The organism is Nostoc paludosum FACHB-159, assembly GCF_014698835.1.
Classification (GTDB): domain Bacteria; phylum Cyanobacteriota; class Cyanobacteriia; order Cyanobacteriales; family Nostocaceae; genus Nostoc; species Nostoc paludosum.
Genome location: NZ_JACJTU010000010.1, coordinates 94355 through 111185, shown reverse-complemented (window position 1 = coordinate 111185; position 16831 = coordinate 94355). Strand labels below are relative to the sequence as shown.

20 protein-coding genes are annotated in these 16831 nt (G+C 41.9%); 15 read left to right on the top strand and 5 right to left on the bottom strand.

The annotated features are described in order from the left end of the window. Positions 1-137: 137 nt before the first annotated feature. The 6 genes from H6H03_RS12790 to rpsN all read left to right on the top strand — a co-directional run bounded on the left by H6H03_RS12790 (position 138) and on the right by rpsN (position 5141). Positions 138-716 carry a DUF3611 family protein gene (locus tag H6H03_RS12790; RefSeq protein WP_190955474.1) on the top strand — a complete coding sequence of 193 codons (579 nt, stop codon included), beginning with the start codon at positions 138-140 and terminating at the stop codon, positions 714-716. Positions 717-960: 244 nt separating this feature from the next. Next, positions 961-1161: a hypothetical protein gene (locus H6H03_RS12785; RefSeq protein WP_096534960.1), complete on the top strand. Its 201-nt coding sequence runs from the start codon at positions 961-963 to the stop codon at positions 1159-1161. A 147-nt stretch (positions 1162-1308) separates the two neighbouring features. Continuing rightward, positions 1309-2589, top strand: coding sequence for a serine--tRNA ligase (gene serS / locus H6H03_RS12780; protein WP_190955473.1), 1281 nt, complete (start codon positions 1309-1311; stop codon positions 2587-2589). 242 nt (positions 2590-2831) lie between these two features. After that, a complete protein-coding gene (gene rseP / locus H6H03_RS12775; RefSeq protein WP_190955472.1) occupies positions 2832-3932 on the top strand; it encodes an RIP metalloprotease RseP in 1101 nt (366 codons plus the stop codon). A 24-nt stretch (positions 3933-3956) separates the two neighbouring features. Further along, positions 3957-4628 (top strand): endonuclease III, encoded by a 672-nt coding sequence (nth, locus tag H6H03_RS12770; RefSeq protein ID WP_190955471.1) that lies wholly within the window; start codon positions 3957-3959, stop codon positions 4626-4628. Between the two features lie 210 nt (positions 4629-4838). After that, entirely contained in the window at positions 4839-5141 is a 303-nt protein-coding gene (rpsN, locus tag H6H03_RS12765) for a 30S ribosomal protein S14 (protein ID WP_096534964.1), read from the top strand. Between the two features lie 68 nt (positions 5142-5209). Here the strand turns inward: rpsN and H6H03_RS12760 are convergent, their stop codons facing one another. Next, positions 5210-5539 (bottom strand): hypothetical protein, encoded by a 330-nt coding sequence (locus H6H03_RS12760; RefSeq protein ID WP_096534965.1) that lies wholly within the window; start codon positions 5537-5539, stop codon positions 5210-5212. A gap of 95 nt (positions 5540-5634) precedes the next feature. On the opposite strand from H6H03_RS12760, the gene aat reads away from it, so the two are divergent. Genes aat through H6H03_RS12745 form a run of 3 tightly spaced genes read left to right on the top strand, consistent with a single transcriptional unit; the run spans position 5635 to position 6661 of the window. Then, positions 5635-6210, top strand: coding sequence for a leucyl/phenylalanyl-tRNA--protein transferase (aat, locus tag H6H03_RS12755; RefSeq protein WP_190955470.1), 576 nt, complete (start codon positions 5635-5637; stop codon positions 6208-6210). A 53-nt stretch (positions 6211-6263) separates the two neighbouring features. Next, the gene (locus tag H6H03_RS12750) at positions 6264-6446 is read left to right on the top strand and encodes a type II toxin-antitoxin system HicA family toxin (protein WP_390842243.1); all 183 of its coding nucleotides are present in this window, start codon (positions 6264-6266) and stop codon (positions 6444-6446) included. Then, positions 6443-6661 carry a type II toxin-antitoxin system HicB family antitoxin gene (locus H6H03_RS12745; protein ID WP_190955469.1) on the top strand — a complete coding sequence of 73 codons (219 nt, stop codon included), beginning with the start codon at positions 6443-6445 and terminating at the stop codon, positions 6659-6661. Before H6H03_RS12750 ends, H6H03_RS12745 begins: the two co-directional genes overlap by 4 nt. Positions 6662-6878: 217 nt before the next feature. Here the strand turns inward: H6H03_RS12745 and H6H03_RS12740 are convergent, their stop codons facing one another. The 3 genes from H6H03_RS12740 to H6H03_RS12730 are packed head-to-tail and all read right to left on the bottom strand — an operon-like array spanning position 6879 to position 9235. After that, a complete protein-coding gene (locus H6H03_RS12740) occupies positions 6879-7442 on the bottom strand; it encodes a Uma2 family endonuclease (RefSeq protein ID WP_190955468.1) in 564 nt (187 codons plus the stop codon). Positions 7443-7482: 40 nt separating this feature from the next. Continuing rightward, positions 7483-8289, bottom strand: a complete 807-nt coding sequence (locus H6H03_RS12735) for a DUF3598 family protein (RefSeq protein ID WP_190955467.1) — start codon at positions 8287-8289, stop codon at positions 7483-7485. Between the two features lie 43 nt (positions 8290-8332). Beyond that, positions 8333-9235, bottom strand: a complete 903-nt coding sequence (locus H6H03_RS12730) for a cell division protein FtsX (protein ID WP_190955466.1) — start codon at positions 9233-9235, stop codon at positions 8333-8335. Positions 9236-9447: 212 nt separating this feature from the next. Here H6H03_RS12730 and def point away from each other — a divergent pair, with 212 nt between their 5' ends. Together def and H6H03_RS12720 are read left to right on the top strand one after the other, a co-directional pair. Further along, on the top strand, positions 9448-10011 hold the full coding sequence (gene def, locus H6H03_RS12725) for a peptide deformylase (RefSeq protein WP_190955465.1): 564 nt from the start codon (positions 9448-9450) through the stop codon (positions 10009-10011). 10 nt (positions 10012-10021) lie between these two features. Beyond that, entirely contained in the window at positions 10022-10225 is a 204-nt protein-coding gene (locus H6H03_RS12720) for a hypothetical protein (RefSeq protein ID WP_096534973.1), read from the top strand. A 63-nt stretch (positions 10226-10288) separates the two neighbouring features. Here the strand turns inward: H6H03_RS12720 and H6H03_RS12715 are convergent, their stop codons facing one another. After that, positions 10289-13864: a WD40 domain-containing protein gene (locus H6H03_RS12715; protein WP_190955464.1), complete on the bottom strand. Its 3576-nt coding sequence runs from the start codon at positions 13862-13864 to the stop codon at positions 10289-10291. A 689-nt stretch (positions 13865-14553) separates the two neighbouring features. On the opposite strand from H6H03_RS12715, the gene H6H03_RS12710 reads away from it, so the two are divergent. The 4 genes from H6H03_RS12710 to H6H03_RS12695 all read left to right on the top strand — a co-directional run bounded on the left by H6H03_RS12710 (position 14554) and on the right by H6H03_RS12695 (position 16829). Next, a complete protein-coding gene (locus tag H6H03_RS12710) occupies positions 14554-14793 on the top strand; it encodes a hypothetical protein (RefSeq protein ID WP_190955463.1) in 240 nt (79 codons plus the stop codon). A 115-nt stretch (positions 14794-14908) separates the two neighbouring features. Beyond that, entirely contained in the window at positions 14909-15142 is a 234-nt protein-coding gene (locus H6H03_RS12705) for a hypothetical protein (protein ID WP_190955462.1), read from the top strand. A gap of 59 nt (positions 15143-15201) precedes the next feature. Continuing rightward, positions 15202-16002 carry a PD-(D/E)XK nuclease family protein gene (locus H6H03_RS12700; protein WP_190955461.1) on the top strand — a complete coding sequence of 267 codons (801 nt, stop codon included), beginning with the start codon at positions 15202-15204 and terminating at the stop codon, positions 16000-16002. A 185-nt stretch (positions 16003-16187) separates the two neighbouring features. Continuing rightward, entirely contained in the window at positions 16188-16829 is a 642-nt protein-coding gene (locus H6H03_RS12695) for a GNAT family N-acetyltransferase (RefSeq protein ID WP_190955460.1), read from the top strand. Positions 16830-16831: the final 2 nt, after the last annotated feature.

The window sequence follows — 16831 nt, the reverse complement described above, 5'->3', positions numbered from 1 at the left end:
TCAAAAAAATAGGGCATGGGGCATGGGGCATTGGTCATTAGTTATCTCTCTGGCTCCCTCATCTCCCTCATCTTCCCCATACTTCGGCTCCGCTCAGTACAAGTCTCCCCATCTCCCAATCTCCCTTATGATTTAGTATGTCACAAACTCCCGATGCCCCATCGTCTTCTTCTAATCTCCGGGCAATTGCCCAAACCTTTCGCCTTGCAGGTTGGATTAGCTTTTGGATTCAGTTAGTACTAGGTGTTGTTTCTGGCATAATTGTGCTGCTGTTCGGCATCTTTAGTCAAAGGACTGGCAGCCCTAGTAACAATCCTGGGACTGGCTTTGGTGTATTTTTAGCAGTTTGTGGATTGGTGATTTTAGGTGTGGGGATTTACTTAGCTTACCGTTACACCAGAATCGGTAGGCAACTGGAATCCTCCAATCCCAGCAACCGCCCTCGCAAAAGCGAGACTGTGCAAATATTACGCTTAGGACTGTGGGTGAATTTAGGCGGAACACTGGTGACTCTTTTGGGGGCGCAGGCGATCGTTGGTACGCTGGTAGCAAGATCTATATCTCCCCAAGCGATAACTACCCAATTTTTTGACCCCACTCGAATTATTAGCGGTCTAGATATGCTTGTTGTACAGGCAAACACTAACACTGTCTCAGCTCACTTTGCAGGGCTTGTAGCGTCCCTTTGGCTACTTAATCGCATCAATAAACCCTAGAAAAACGAGTCATTATCAAAAATTTACCTAAAAATCTATACTTCTCTTGAATTATTTTTTGTGTAACCTTCCGTCGTTTTGGAAGGCTATATAGCGAATAATTCAAATGTATTCGTAGTGCTTTTCCGAAATTTTCAAAATACAACGTGAAGACTAACACCAGTTGCTTCTATTAACATCCACCTACAAGGTGATATCTGAACTGTTATCAGATGAAATTAATTTGGATTTGAGGTCTTGCACTATGAAAAAATTAGAAATTTGGAAATTTGGTATACAAGTGTTTTTTAGTACCTTAATGATTGGATTGTGTAGTTCCCTAATATTTATGGAGCGCCAGAATAGCCAAAACCAGGCAGTGTACTGGAGTGGTTTATCCGGTGTACTTGCCTACTGGCTACCTTCACCTGCCAGTGCTGGGGAGTCTAGAAAATCAGAGGATTAACACTAATTTTGGATTTAAATTTTTATTGCCCTGGCAAGATTGGCAGAGCTAAATTTTTATGTTTGCTTTTCTGCTCATGGCAAGGCAAAATCAGTATATGCTGGGGTGTTGGCAGGAAGATAATAGGCTAAAAACTGAGAAAAATCTGTGCTGGATATCAAGCAAATACGGGAAAATCCGCAATTAGTTCAAGAACGATTGAACAGTCGTAGTGGTAAATACGACATTGAACCGATATTACAGTTAGACCGGCAACAACGGGAATTAGAGGGGACGCGTAGTCAACTCCAAGCCCGTAGCAACGAAATTGGGAAAATTGTCGGGCAAAAGCTCAAGTCTGGTATCAATGCTCAAGACCCAGAAATCCAAGCTTTGCGGGATGAAGGTAACTCTGTCAAAGCTAAATTGAGCGAACTAGAACCCCAAGAAAAAGATCTCAAAGCTGAAATTACCCAGCTTATTTTGGCACTTCCCAACTTACCAAGCGACTCTACACCAATTGGCAAGAGTGAAGAAGATAACGTAGAAGTGCGGCGTTGGGGTGATGAGTATATTCCCCAAAACCCGAATATTCTCCCTCATTGGGAAATAGCTGAAAAGCTAGGTATTCTCAACGTTGAGCGGGCTGTGAAAGTTGCCCAAAGTCGCTTTGTGACATTGATAGGCGCTGGTGCAGCACTGGAGAGAGCATTAATTCAATTGATGCTGAGTGTCCATACCCAAGCTGGTTATGTGGAAATTAGTCCACCGCTGTTGGTGAATACCGACTCCTTGACGGCGACTGGCCAGTTACCTAAGTTTGCTGAAGAAAGCTTCAAATGCGCTGATGACGACTTGTGGCTAATTCCTACAGCCGAAGTTCCAGTTACTAATCTTTATCGGGGGGAAATTCTCACTGCTGAAGATTTGCCTCTCTACCACTGTGCTTATACCCCTTGTTTTCGTCGGGAAGCTGGTAGTTATGGGCGCGATATGCGGGGTTTAATTCGCCTGCATCAATTCAACAAAGTCGAATTGGTGAAATTTGTCGAACCCAGCAGTTCTTTTGATGAACTAGAAAAATTGGTGGGGAGTGCAGAATCAATTTTACAGGCTTTGCAGTTGCCTTATCGAGTGATGAATCTCAGTAGTGGGGATTTGGGATTTGCTTCTGCAAAAACATACGATTTAGAGGTTTGGTTGCCTTCTTCTGGCAAATACCGTGAAATTTCCAGCTGCTCTAATACTGTAGACTTTCAGGCGCGACGGGCTGATATTCGTTTCAAAGAGGCGGGGAAGAAAGGCACCCAGTTTGTGCATACTCTCAACGGTTCAGGTCTGGCAGTGGGACGAACGATGGCAGCAATTTTGGAGAATTATCAACAACCCGACGGAACAGTGAAGATACCAGAAGCGCTGCAACCATACTTGGGGCGTGAAGTTTTGTAATTGGGCATGGGGCATGGGGCATTGGGCATTGGGAGTGCTAAGTTGCAAAAAAATTGTAGGTTGGGTTGAACGAAGTGAAACCCAACATAGATATTCGTGTTGGGTTTCGTTCCTCAACCCAACCTACATCTAATGATACTTGTCCCTTTGTCCTCTTCTCATGCCCCACGCTCCATGCCCTATGCCCAATGCCCAATTAGAATGGAGATAACAATAGCTTAATATCTTCACTAATTTGCTTTATGTCAGTTTTAGCAGCGATCGCAGTCTTGGCTGTTCTGATCTTGGTACACGAGTTGGGACATTTTGTTGCAGCACGTTCTCAAGGCATTCTCGTTAACCGTTTTTCTTTGGGTTTTGGCCCAGTTCTTTTTAAGTATCAAGGATCGCAAACTGAATATGCTGTCCGCGCTTTTCCCTTGGGCGGCTTTGTGGGCTTCCCGGATGATGACCCAGATAGCGATGTTCCACCCAATGACCCAAATCTGCTGCGTAATCGTCCAATTTTAGACCGGGCGATCGTCATCAGTGCCGGAGTGATAGCAAATTTAATATTTGCCTATTTAGTACTTGCTCTGCAATTGGGTATTGTGGGTATTCCTGAGAAATTAAACTATCAACCTGGTGTCATTGTACAACCTGTTAATGAAGAATCCATTGCCTACCAAGCAGGAATTAGGGAAGGAGATATTATTCTGGCTGTTAACGGTCAGGAACTTCCTGCTTCTGATAAATCAACCACTTTGCTGACAAAAGAAATTCAAACTCATCCTAATCAGCAAATCGAACTAAAAATACAGCGTGAAAATCAACAACAATCCCTAAAATTAACACCAAAACTGGGAGCTGATGGCAAAGGTGTAGTTGGTGTGGCACTTAGTTCAAATGCTACGGCAGTTTATCGCCGTCCTAATAGTCCTTTTGAAATTTTCGGCATTGCCGCTAACAGGTTTCAACAATTATTTGTGGGAACACTCAGCGGTTTTGGTCAGTTGATTACCAATTTTCAACAAACCGTAGGACAAGTTTCTGGCCCAGTTAAAATTGTCAAAATAGGCGCACAATTGGCTGCTGACAATAGCACAAATTTGTTATCTTTCGCGGCAATTATTAGCATTAATTTGGCGATTATTAACATTTTGCCTTTACCAGCTTTGGATGGCGGACAACTTGCTTTTCTGCTTATTGAAGGTCTGCGCGGTAGACCTGTACCTGCTCGGATTCAAGAAGGTGTAATGCAAACAGGTTTGGTGTTACTCTTAGGACTAGGGATTTTTCTGATAGTGAAAGAAACTACCCAATTAACTAGTCAATTAGAGTGGGTACAAAAGTTACTCCAGTAGAAAGTAGGGAGTGGAGAATTGGCAGTGGGGAGTAGGGAAAAGAAAGTTTTATCTTTAAAGCAACGGGCGGTAGAAATTCTCTCTCGCCTGAAGCATCTTTATCCAGATGCGACTTGCTCTTTGAACTACTCAACACCAGTACAATTGTTGGTGGCAACGATTCTCTCCGCTCAATGTACTGATGAGCGAGTAAATAAAGTAACGCCAGCATTATTTAGTCGGTTTCCTGATGCTGAGAGTTTAGCGATCGCCGACTTAGAAGAGTTAGAAAATTTGGTGCGTTCCACAGGATTTTATCGCAATAAAGCCAAGAACATTCAAGCCGCCTGTCGGTTGATTGTCACCGAGTTTAACTCTGTTGTTCCCAACCAAATGGAACAGTTGTTAAAACTTCCAGGCGTGGCTCGGAAAACTGCAAATGTAGTCCTCGCCCATGCTTATGGCATTAATGCTGGCGTGACGGTAGATACTCACGTTAGCCGCCTGAGTCAACGTTTGGGTTTAACTGAGCACACAGACCCCATCCGCATTGAAAAAGATTTGATGCTTTTATTGCCGCAACCAGATTGGGAAAATTGGTCAATTCGACTGATTTATCACGGTCGTGCCATTTGTAAAGCCCGTTCTCCCGTCTGCGTTGCTTGTGAACTTGCGGATTTATGTCCTTCTGCAAATAAGCCAACGGTCGTAGGGTAGTGTTGGTCAGAGGGAGAGAGAACAGACGCGGGGACGTTAAGACAAAACTCTTCTTCTTGTCCCCCTGTCACCGCTTCCCTCTGTCCCCGTGTCCTCTTCAGTGTTTATGAATTCTAATTTTACAGACCACTGGAGAACACAAGTAATCTAGAATTGAAAAGAAGACTGTAGAATGGAAAATGCTGTCTTTAAATGTAAGTTAGAGAGTATATGGCAAAAAAGAGCATGATTGAGCGCGAGAAAAAACGCGCCAGATTGGTAGAAAAATATGCCCAGAAGCGGGAAGCTCTGTTGGAAGAGTTCAGAACTACAGAATCTCCCCTTGATAAGCTAGAAATTCATCGGCAAATTCAACAACTACCACGGAACAGTGCGCCCAACCGCCGCCGTAACCGTTGTTGGTTGACTGGTCGTTCTAGAGGTGTTTACCGCGATTTTGGGTTATCTCGGAATGTGCTGCGGGAATGGGCGCATGAAGGCCTTTTGCCTGGAGTAGTTAAGTCTAGTTGGTAGTTATTGGTCATTAGTCATTAGTCATTGGTGAATAACAAACGACAATGACAAAGGACAAAAAACAAAAATTATTGACCGCAACACTTATCAATTCCCAGACTTTCTAAGAGTAGATCGCTAACGGCGTTGGCGATCGCAAACTCTCCATAAAAGCTATTGGAAAAATCATACGACTGCATCTCTGTGACAATGGCAATTACCAGAGAACCAAGGTCGTTTTCTCCTTCCATGCGTTGACGCACAAAAATCTGTGCGGCTCGTTGAGCAATCTTTTGGTTAACTGCTTCTGGGATAAATTCTGTATCTAGCCACCGCAGTAGACGTTCTCGCAACCATTCACCTTCGAGTTGCGGATTTTCAGGACGTGGTAGAGTAATTGCTGGAATTGGTTCAGTCATTTTTTTAAACGCAAAGGAACGCTAAGGAAATCGCAGAGAAACGCAGAGAATGATTGTTAGCATCAAATTGCGTTTCTCTAGTGTTTTTTATATTTATGCAATATGATATCGCTGCTATTGTTCAAGGTTATGCTCAAGGCTATTTTCTCATGGCTGATGATAGCGATCGCCTGAGTTGGTACGGAAGTCGCGATCGGACTTTCATTCCTTTGGATGAGAGGTTTCGCTACCCCAAGTCTTTGCAGCGCGTCCTCAATCAAGAACGTTTTAGTGTGGCGATTAATCGGGATTTTCAAGCTGTGGTGGCTGGCTGCGCTAACCGTGAAGAAACTTGGATTTCATCAGAATTACAAGATATTTACTGGCTACTTTACCAGACTGGTTATGCTTATAGTTTTGAAACTTGGCAAGGTGATGAACTAGCTGGGGGAATTTTGGGAATTGTTATTGGTGGTGCTTTCATTGGCGAGTCAATGTTTTACCGCATTCCTGATGGTTCAAAGGTAGCGATGGTTAAGTTGGTAGAAAGATTACGCCAGAGGAAATTTGTATTTTTTGATGCTCAAATGATGAATCCGCATTTGGAAAGATTTGGTGCTTATCGAGTTGGGGATGAAGAATATCAAGGTTTACTTAAGAAAGCATTACACCGTCGTTGTTACTTAGTATAAGTAGATAAAAGTTCATGCCCAGAAAATTCGGGAGTTAAAAGCCCAGATTTCACGTGAAGGATTCGTTTATCTGCCTAAGCGTGAAAGGTAGTCATGAACGTTGGCGACATCCTTTGCTGAGAAAAACATTAACAATTTCGGGCAAGGATGGAGATGATGTGCCAGTGTACCTGGAAAAGCAGTTAGGAAAGTTATTAACTGAACTCCAAGAGTTAAGAGAGGATGAGAATTCATGAATCAATACAGTATGATTATTCAATGGTCTAATGAAGATCAGCTTTTTCTAGTCACTATTCCAGAGTTTAGCGATCGCGTTATTATGCCTTGTACTCACGGCAAAACTCGTGAAGAAGCTATTCGTAATGGCGAAGAAGTGATTGAAATGTACCTCGAAGCTTGGCAATTAGAAGGTGAATCTATCCCTGAACCCAGCACGCTACAAATTGCCTGATTATTACTTTAATATCTTTAAACATAGGAGTGAAAAATAATGTAGAGACGTAGCAATGCTACGTCTCTACAAGGGTTCTGGATAACGCATATTTAATTTCTGGAGATGTCTTTTGAATTGATAAAGTAAATGTTTTAAGTAATAGAATTCTTATTAGATGGTTAGAGCGAACGCCAACTTATCTATAAAATTATTACTGAGAAACGGCGTAACTACATCACTCCAGCAAGCAACTAAATAAACCTTCTACAGTCAGGCTAAAATCTTTAGCAAATTCTGGCACTGGTAACTTTGTTTCTAGTTCTTCGTAGACATTAGTTGCTTCATTTGGCAAGTAAACAAACACAGATTTTTCTTTAGGATCGATCAGCCATCCCATCTGAGTTCCATACTTGAGACAATGCAGAATATTCTTGATAACTTTAGTTTGACTTTGATCGGGAGATAGAATTTCAATTGTCCAATCTGGGGCAATTGAGAAGACATTAGCAATTCCACCATTCTCTTGACGAGGAATTCTGTCCCACATAAACACAGAAATGTCAGGCACAATTGAGCGATTTCCAAATGTACAGCGAAGTTCACAGAAAGCCCGCGCAATTTTTTGGGGTTTTACGATTAAATTAATTGCAGGTGCTAACTCTGTCTGAATCGCGCTGTGTTCTCCTTGTGGCATTGGTTTTTGGATGATAAGCCCATCAATATATTCACTGGCAGGTTCTGTTTCTGGTAAATCCAGGAATTCAGTGAGAGTCAGAGGTTTAGCAGAGGTTTGTACCATTGAAGGTTTCCTTAAAGTAACTCATCAGCCATCCAAACCCTTACACCTTTTGTTCAGTAACTAATGTCAGGCTAACCCATTCGCCTTTGTCGTTATAGCTGCGAATCATCCTTTGGCGGAGGTTTGGTTGAATTAACCAACCCGCTTCTAAAAATAAGGGTTGACGTAATTGCACCTTTAGTGGTGAGGTTGCAGAACTGCCATCGGGTAGCAGTAATACTTGTATCTGCTTTTCGGGATTTTCGTCAAAGAGAATGATGGAACCTTTGATGGTAGCAGTTGAAGTAATTGTGCGTCCTGCAAAAGAAGTACTTTGAATTAATCGCCCAGCGTTATCTAATTCTAATTTTAGAGTTGTAGAGTAAGTATCAGGCGATCGCAAATCCCGATATATTGTCACTGCTTCACCTTGCCATTCTCCTAACAAGTCATCTAACTGCAAAGGTGGACGTTCTGCTGCTGGGGTTCCAGCTAGATGTTCTCGAATTAGAGTTAGTCCGCTGAGATTACCTGTCTTATCAAATAATTGCACCAGACGTAAGCGGCGATTTTCATGAACAAAAGCGAGTTCTCCACCGAATTCGGAAAACGGCCCTATCTGAATTAAACCTTCAGAAAACGAACCATTTTCAAAAAACAGCAAACCTCCTCCCACAGAACTAAATTCTCTAATCAAATCTTGTCCCGAACGGCTCAGAGTTAGGCGCACTTTCTGGCTACCGCTCAACTGTTCTAGGGAAAGACGGCTAGGAGTATCGTTGAGAAGTGTACCTTGGGGAGAAAAATTGGTAAATGAACCTTCCCAGACACCAAGATTTTCTAAAAAACATTCCCACTGCGATTTCATAACTATTTCCTCCTTTGTCCTCTCCTCTACCCATGCCCAATGCCTATCCTTTAGCAAAACGCCTGACAGCAAATAAGCTTCCAATTAATCCTACCGTGGCACCGAAGCTCAAGAGAATTAGAGGTAATAATAAAATTTGGGCTGGAGTAAGTTGTATTCCGTTGGTGATTACTTGAATAAACTCTGGTTGATTGGTTAGCAATTTATGGAGAAATTGTTGAATCAGAGAAATAAAACTCCAAGCGATCGCACCACCGACTAAACCAAAAGCAATTCCTTGTAAAATGAACGGGAGGTAAATCCAAATAGAAGTTGCTCCCACTAATTGCATAATTTCAATTTCCTGGCGTCGCGCCATGACAATCAGGCGAATTGTGGTGGTAGTCACGGCGATCGCTGTTACAGTCAAAATAATTGTAATTGTTAAAGTAATCCAGTTCAAACCCCGGTGCAACTGGGCAATTCGTTTGACTGCTTCATCGACATACTGCACCGTTTCAACTCCCTGTAACTTAGCCAACTGGGTTGCTAAAGTTGGCACAACTTGAGAATTACGCGCTTTCACCTTGATCTCATCAACCAAAGGATTCTCGCCTAGCTGTTGCGTAACGCCTTCAATATCTGAAATTCTCATTTCCTTCACTAACTTAGTCCAGGCTTCCTCCTTAGTAATTGTTTGTATTGCTGTTACCTGTGGCATTTTTGCTATCAGTGGCTCAATGCTTTGAACTTGCATATCCGGTTCGAGATAAACTGATACTTCTAGCTGGCTACCGAACTGGTAGAGAAGTTTTTCGACTTGCCAAGAAGTTTGCAAACTCAAGCCGAATAAAAATAACAATACGGTCACAGTACTGACAGCTGCCCAATTCATCCAACCTCCCCGCAGTAAGCCAAGAAAAGTTTCTTTGAGCAGATAGTCAAGTTTCGTGAGAGATTTCAACACAAATCACCCCAGTCAATAATTCGTAATTCGTAATTCGTAATTCATAATTCGTGATTAGTGATTCACGAGTCAGAATTCAGAATTTATAATTGATAACTCAAAATTGGTGAATTCAGCACTCCCTACTCTCTCATCTCCCCACCTTCCCACTCGCCACTCCCCAGGTTGATAGAATTGAAGTAGGAATTTTCACCATCTAGCCATCAAGACTCATGCCTTCTGAAATTGCTGTCGAGAAAAAAAAGTTAAAAAATCCGCCTTTGGAGCTTCATTATTTAGGCGATCGCGTGCTGCGTCAAGGTGCAAAGCGGATTTCTAAAGTTGATGACGAACTCCGCAAACTGGTGCGCGAAATGCTGCAAACTATGTACAGTAAAGATGGCATTGGTTTGGCTGCTCCCCAAGTGGGAATTCACAAACAATTAATTGTCATTGACCTGGAACCAGACAACGCAGCGAATCAACCTTTGGTGTTGATCAACCCCATAATTAAACAAGTCAGCCGCGACATCTCGGTTGCCCAAGAAGGGTGTTTAAGTATTCCCAACGTATACCTGGATGTAAAGCGCCCTGAAGTCGTGGAAATCGCCTATAAAGACGAATATGGTCGTCCTCAAACTTTAAAGGCTAACGACCTGTTGGGACGCTGCATTCAGCACGAAATGGATCACCTAAATGGTGTGGTGTTTGTAGACCGTGTAGAAAACTCCTTGACTTTGGCCCAGGAGCTATCTAAGAATGGCTTCTCGTATCAAGCGGTCAAACCAGTAGCATAGGGGAATAGTAGTGTATTTAACTCCAAAAAGCGGTTTGTTTCTAGGTGCTTGTTGTGTCAGTGCGATCGCAGCTGTTGGTTCGATTTTTGAACTCAGTTACGGACAACCAGATTTCGGCGTCACAACCACAGCAATTATCCTTGCATTAAGCATTCCACTCACAGGTTTATTTTTCTTTGCCGCAGTGAGGGACGCAAGGGCTAACATGAAATAAGCATCAGGTACATAAAAAAGGTAAACGGATGAACTAAGAATACTAAATTCATCCTTTTACCTTTTATTTTTGTTCTGTATCTTCTACTGCTCCTAAGGCTTTGAGGGTCATTAACTGTGCTGCGGTTAAGCCTGTCACTTTAGCGATCTTCATTCCTTGGTAGAGTTTTGGCGATCGCAGTGTTTTTAAGCACTCACTAGTTTGAATATCCCACAATTTAATCGTCTCATCTTCACTGCCACTAGCCAAAGTTTTACCATCAGGACTGAAGGCTACCGATCTTACCCAACTAGAATGCTCGTGCAAAATTCTGAGGCATTTACCATCACGGACATTCCATAACTTCACTGTCTGGTCTTCACTGCCAGTAGCCAAAGTTTCACCATCAGGACTAAAGGCTACTGACCGTACCCGATTGGTATACTCTTGTAAGGTTTTCAGGCATTTACCATCGCGGACATTCCATAACTTCACCGTTTGGTCTTCACTGCCACTTGCGAGAATCTCACCATCAGGACTAAAGGCGACTGACCAAACCCAATTGGTATGCTCCTCCAAGCTTTTGACACACTTGCCCTCGCAAATATCCCATAACTTCACTGTTTGGTCGTCACTACCACTAGCCAAAGTTCGACCATCAGCACTAAAGGCGACTGACCACACCCGATTAGTATGCCCTTCAAAGGTTATGAGGCAATTTCCGTCAGCAATATTCCATAACTTTACTGTTTGGTCGTCACTGCCACTAGCTAAAGTTTGACCATCTGGGCTGAAAGCTACTGACCGCACTCGATGAGTATGCCCATGTAAAGTTATGAGGCAGTTTCCGTCACGAACATTCCATAACTTCACTGTTTGGTCTTCGCTGCAACTAGCCAAAGTTTCACCATCAGGACTAAAAGCAACTGACCATACTCGATTAGTATGTCCTTGGAAGGTTTTGAGGCACTTGCCGTCACGAACATCCCATAATTTCACCGCTTGGTTTTCACTAGCGCTAGCCAGAGTTAGATTATCAGGACTGAAGGCGACTGAGCGTATTCTATCGGTATGCCCTTGCAAAGTTTTGAAGCATCTCCCATCACGAATATCCCATAACTTCACCGTCTGGTCTTTACTGCCACTAGCCAAAGTTTGACCATCAGAACTGAAGGCAACTGACCATGCCCGATTGGTATGCCCGTACAAGGTTTTGAGGCACTTGCCGCCACCAACATCCCATAACTTCACCGTTTGGTCGTCACTGCCACTAGCGAGAGTTTGACCATCAGGACTGAAGGCTACTGACCAGACACGATTACCATGCCCATTCAAGGTTTTGAGACACTTGCCGCCACCAACATCCCATAACTTTACGGTTTGGTCTTCACTACCACTAGCGAGAATTTTACCATTGGGACTGAAAGCAACTGACCGTACCCAATTACTATGCCCTTGCAAAGTTTTAAAACATTTGCCGTCGCCAACACCCCATAACTTCACCGTTTGGTCATCACTGCTACTAGCGAGAATTTCACCATCAGGACTGAAGGCGACTGACCATACCCAACTAGTATGCCCTTGCAAGGTTCTGAGACACTTGCCGTTACGAACATCCCATAATTTCACTGTTCGATCTTCACTGGCACTAGCGAGAGTTTGATTATCAGGACTGAAGGCGACCGACCTTACCCTACTAGTATGCCCTTGCAAGGTTTTAAGGCACTTCCCGTCATGGATATTCCATAATTTCACTGTTTGGTCGTCACTACCGCTAGCGAGAGTTTGACCATCAGGACTGAAGGCCACTGACCATACTGGGCTGCTATGCCCTATCAAGGTCAAAAGTGATTTACCATCTGCAACTTGCCATAGCTGAGTTTTACCATCAACATCACCCGTAGCCAAAAGTTTTCCTTCAGGACTAAATACTACCGATGAAATACTACCCAAGGTTTCTGCAAAAATCGATTTAGCAAGATTGCAGCCAGTAAAATTAACATCATGCAAATTCACATTTTGCAAGTATGCTTGCCAAATAATTAGACCAGAAAAGTCATAGCGGCTTAAATCAACCTGTAGTTGACAAAGCATATTCAGGACATTTCCAACTGTATAGCCTGGTTCTGGTGGAAATTTTTCTCGAACTTTCGATACAATTTGTATTAATTGATTTTTCAGATCGTTGGAATTTAGAAAAATAGTTTTTAACCTATCTAAAATTGGTTTAAGTATCAAACTAATTTGAGTATTTCTAATATAATCTTTGGCTGTAGCTTCAACGAGAGCATGGCTTTTAAATATTGCAATTTCACCATCAATAATTTCTTGGCAAATATCTTCTAATAGACAGTCTGTTATATACTCCATTACTACAGGTTGGAGTGTGAAAGTAGCAACTGAATTAATTCCTTCTGTAGCTCTTTCAATTAGAGATCGCCGTCGTAAAGATTCTAGGGCTTCTAGTAATTCTCTTTTTGGTAAACGGACAATATCATTTAACAATTTCTCTAAAGAAACAGGGTCACGCTTAATTGCTAACCAATAGACAATTTCCGCTTCTGGCTCTGACAAACGTTCAAATTGCCGATCTAATAAATTACGAGTGTCACCAAAAATTATCTCGCCTTGATTCAGAAAAGCGGCAATATCACCACCAAATAACTCCCGAATCGGCTCACAAACTAACTTTAGTGCTAAGGGGTTGCCTGAATAATTCTCAACTAACTTTGCCCAATCTTGCTTTGAGCCAAATATACCTTTATCTTTAAGAATCTCTTGCCCTTCTATTTCTCCTAAGCCAGCTAATAATAGTGTTCTGACTGGCGATGTTTCTCCCTCTAAAGGAGCAAATTCTTTGGGTTTTTCGCGAGAAGTCAATAGTAAACAACTTTGATGCGCTTCTTCTGCTACACGTTTGAGTAGTTGGCCATAAGCCTCATATCCTTCTCTATATTCTCCGGCACGTAGGATGAAATCTTTGCGGGAGGCATCGCCCCCTTGCAAAATCGTTTCGGCATTATCTAAGACTAAAAGACAACGCTGTTTTCGTAAATATTTAATCAGCAAGGTTATTTGACTATCTACAGTTTCTGGTGAATCAATTTCTTTTTCATCAGATAAAAATACGATCGCCTCAGCCAAGAGTTCTTTGAGAGGTGGGGCATTGCGGAGCGATCGCCAAATCAGGTATTCAAAATCATATTGCACTTCCTCTGCCAGCTTTACAGACAAAGTGGTTTTGCCAATTCCCCCCATCCCCAATAGCGCTACTAATCGGCATTTATCCTGAACAATCCATTGCTTGAGGCGAGACAGTTCTACTCCTCGTCCATAGAAGCTACCACTGATACTAGGTGCTTCACCCCAATCTGGAGGCTTGCTGGCAATGGATTTCACACTCACCGAAGATGCTCGATACTCACTTTCGATCGCTTGCTGTAACTTAGTGAGCTTTCCGGGGCCGACACCCCTGACATGAAATTTTTTATAAACCTCACTTAATCTTTTGCGTACTGCCTCAGGGCTAATTTTCAATTCTTTAGCGATCGCACTTGGCGATTTGTCCTCAACCACACCTAACAACACCTCTAGCTCACTGCTAGATACACCCCGTTCTTGGGCTAAAGCCACGACAAAATCTTGGGGAATCGCACTCATGCTCTCACCAATACAAACTACACTCCCAATGTTAGCTCACTATGTGAGAAATAAATCTCTCAAAAAGGACGGTTATGCGAACTGTCTATACTTACGCGAGAGGCAGGAGACAAGAGGCAAAACTATTACCATTCCTAGCATTAACGCTTGTCATTATGTCCTAACATATCTGGCTACGGCTATGCTATGGTGCTTTTTTGACAATTTTCTCACTTTATACCTTGACTAAGTAACTAAGTTACTTTATAGTGAGTTTAACCTAGTTTATCGAGTAACTTAGTAAGTTTACAGTTAACTCCGTGAAACTTAGTGAGTAATGCCTCGATTCTGAAGTTTGTCAAAAAGGCAAGTATTCCAAGTATGTTGTCATTCTAGGGCTTGATGCGCGTAATCTGCGTTCTGCGCCATCACGAGCATTTAGCGCCTAATATGAATTTTCAAATTGCCATTGCAATTTATCTAAGAGTTAATCGCGTTGAGATTACTTGCCTTCAAACATAAATTCCTTTGACTCAACTGTATTAATCTTGGAGCTTAATTTTCATTATCTAAAAATACCAAGCTAACTCGATTGAGGAGTATCGCTGTAGTTTTCCTTAACTTGCTAGGAGCAATTTTATAACTATTCGCTCCTGAAGTCGGGTATGTGTTGGCTAGCAAGATTCAACTGTCAAAAAAGGACAAAAACTATGAATACCAATCTCAAAAACGACGAAAATCACTTATTTAAGTGGGCTACTAAAGGGCTGAGGTTTTTTCTCTTTACTTTACTTGGTTTAGGAATCGCCTTGGTTCTATCTAAGGTGCTTGGCGCTGTTTCCATTGCAGGCATAATATTATCCGCAGCGTTATGGCAATGGTTGTTTCGGATAGCGGTTATTTTGTTTTGTTTGTTTGCGATCGCCATGATTATTGAATCTTGGCGTTAATTGTTTACTTCTTGATTTAGAAAACAGTACTAATCGAATCTCATGTTGGAACTTAATCAATTGCCTTTGGCTATTTTTTACTTCAGCCAAAGGCTTCTTCAAAGGAGATTATACCATGCCAAACAACAGCAACACCACTCTAAAAGAAACACTTTCCCCTATTTTAGTCATCTTAGTCGCAGGGTCAATTTCTTTAGCAATTATTAACAAAGATAATCACCCTGCATATTTCGACATAGTTAAAATAGCTATGGCCTATAGCTTTGGCTCCATCAAATCCCAGGGAAAAACTAAAGATTCCGAGAAGCAGAACGATCTGGAGAACGATGAGGACGGTAGTAAAAAATAGCTCTATAGAAGTTAAATTTGGAGTGGGTTGTTGTTAAACATTGCTTCTACAATAGAAGGATGCTATCAACTACCACTCAACTACTAAGACTGTCTCAAGGACAACTCAACTTACTAGAAGCTTGTCCGCGTAAATTCCAGCACACTTACTTAGAACAACTTAATTCGCCGACAAATCCCGAACACGAGGAACGGCAAACTTTAGGTAGCCGCTTTCATCTGCTGATGCAGCAGCGAGAAATGGGTTTGCCAATTGATAGTTTCCTCCAAGCAGATCCTCAACTACAAAGCTGGATGGCTGGTTTTGCTGATGCAGCCCCAGAAATTTTAATGTCTGCAACTGACAATCAAACCTTTCGTGAAAGCGAACACTACCGCACTCTGCAAATTCAGAACTATTTGTTGACGGTTGTCTATGATTTATTGATTGCAGATAACCAACAAGCGCAAATTCTCGACTGGAAAACTTATCCGAAACCACCTCATAAGCGCAAGTTAGAATCCAACTGGCAAACACGGCTTTATATGTATGTTTTGGCTGAAACCAGCGCATATTCGCCAGAAAATATTTCCATGACTTACTGGTTTGTGCAATCTGAAGGTAAACCACAAAATATTAAATTTAATTACAATACTACTCAACATATAAAAATAACCAAGAAACTTAACCAATTGTTAAATCAGTTAACTAATTGGTTGGCAGATTACCAAAATAACGTACAGTTTCCGCAAGTGGCGGAGGGTAGTAAAACTTGTGATTATTGTACCTTCGCCAAGCGGTGCGATCGCACGTCAGTCACTGAAGAAACTGCGAACGATCCCTTGCCAAATATTGATAGCATTCAAGAAGTATCGCTATAAAAGTTAGGAGTACAGACGCGATGAATTGTGTCTGTACAAGAGACGCGATTCATCGCGTCTGTACAAGAGTTAAAGGTCAAAATTATTAAATAATCAAGATAATTTATAATGAATAAAGATACGAATTCTACTAAATTAATTCATTCTGAATTCTTCCCATTATACAGTTAAAAATTTAGAAATTTATGTCTAGCTTTGACGAAACTGAAGCGATTTATGTGCGCGAATTAGGAATTGATGACATTTCTCCTGTTTATCATTTGGGAGAAGAGTTATTTACCAGCGATTTATATCCTTATTTATACCGCACCTGGGATGAATGGGAGGTAATTGGACTTTACAATACAGATCCAGAATATTGCCTGGTGGCTGAAAGAGACGGAGAATTAGCAGGCTTTGTTTTGGGAACCATAATTACCAAAGCATCTTGGACTTACGGTTACATTTTATGGTTGGGAGTTAGTCCTAAATTTCAGCGTCGGGGAGTAGCAGACAAATTAGTTGATAAAGTAGTCGCCCGCATGATTGAAGATGGGGCGCGATTTATGCTAGTAGATACTGACCCCACCAATGTTTCAGCATTAAAGTTTTTTAATCGCAAAGGTTTTGGTAATATTCGCCAGCATATTTTCTTGTCGATGAATTTAAGCAAACATGAATATTATGGCAGATTAATTGATTACGAGCACCAAAAAGCAGAAAGAGCAGGTTACAGGCGATCGCGTCCAGCAATTCGCGCCCGTAAACCCGATAGTGCTGCTAATGAAATACTAATTAATCCCCTAGTGAGCGAATCTCAAACCACCGAAGACCAATCACCAATTTAATA

Excerpts from the sequence above, each read along its gene's own strand:
- H6H03_RS12790 (WP_190955474.1), top strand. The coding sequence starts at position 138 with ATGTCACAAACTCCCGATGCCCCATCGTCTTCTTCTAATCTCCGGGCA.
- H6H03_RS12785 (WP_096534960.1), top strand. The coding sequence starts at position 961 with ATGAAAAAATTAGAAATTTGGAAATTTGGTATACAAGTGTTTTTTAGT.
- rseP (WP_190955472.1), top strand. The coding sequence starts at position 2,832 with ATGTCAGTTTTAGCAGCGATCGCAGTCTTGGCTGTTCTGATCTTGGTA.
- rpsN (WP_096534964.1), top strand. The coding sequence starts at position 4,839 with ATGGCAAAAAAGAGCATGATTGAGCGCGAGAAAAAACGCGCCAGATTG.
- H6H03_RS12760 (WP_096534965.1), bottom strand. The coding sequence starts at position 5,539 with ATGACTGAACCAATTCCAGCAATTACTCTACCACGTCCTGAAAATCCG.
- aat (WP_190955470.1), top strand. The coding sequence starts at position 5,635 with ATGCAATATGATATCGCTGCTATTGTTCAAGGTTATGCTCAAGGCTAT.
- H6H03_RS12745 (WP_190955469.1), top strand. The coding sequence starts at position 6,443 with ATGAATCAATACAGTATGATTATTCAATGGTCTAATGAAGATCAGCTT.
- H6H03_RS12740 (WP_190955468.1), bottom strand. The coding sequence starts at position 7,442 with ATGGTACAAACCTCTGCTAAACCTCTGACTCTCACTGAATTCCTGGAT.
- H6H03_RS12735 (WP_190955467.1), bottom strand. The coding sequence starts at position 8,289 with ATGAAATCGCAGTGGGAATGTTTTTTAGAAAATCTTGGTGTCTGGGAA.
- def (WP_190955465.1), top strand. The coding sequence starts at position 9,448 with ATGCCTTCTGAAATTGCTGTCGAGAAAAAAAAGTTAAAAAATCCGCCT.
- H6H03_RS12715 (WP_190955464.1), bottom strand. The coding sequence starts at position 13,864 with ATGAGTGCGATTCCCCAAGATTTTGTCGTGGCTTTAGCCCAAGAACGG.
- H6H03_RS12710 (WP_190955463.1), top strand. The coding sequence starts at position 14,554 with ATGAATACCAATCTCAAAAACGACGAAAATCACTTATTTAAGTGGGCT.
- H6H03_RS12705 (WP_190955462.1), top strand. The coding sequence starts at position 14,909 with ATGCCAAACAACAGCAACACCACTCTAAAAGAAACACTTTCCCCTATT.
- H6H03_RS12700 (WP_190955461.1), top strand. The coding sequence starts at position 15,202 with ATGCTATCAACTACCACTCAACTACTAAGACTGTCTCAAGGACAACTC.
- H6H03_RS12695 (WP_190955460.1), top strand. The coding sequence starts at position 16,188 with ATGTCTAGCTTTGACGAAACTGAAGCGATTTATGTGCGCGAATTAGGA.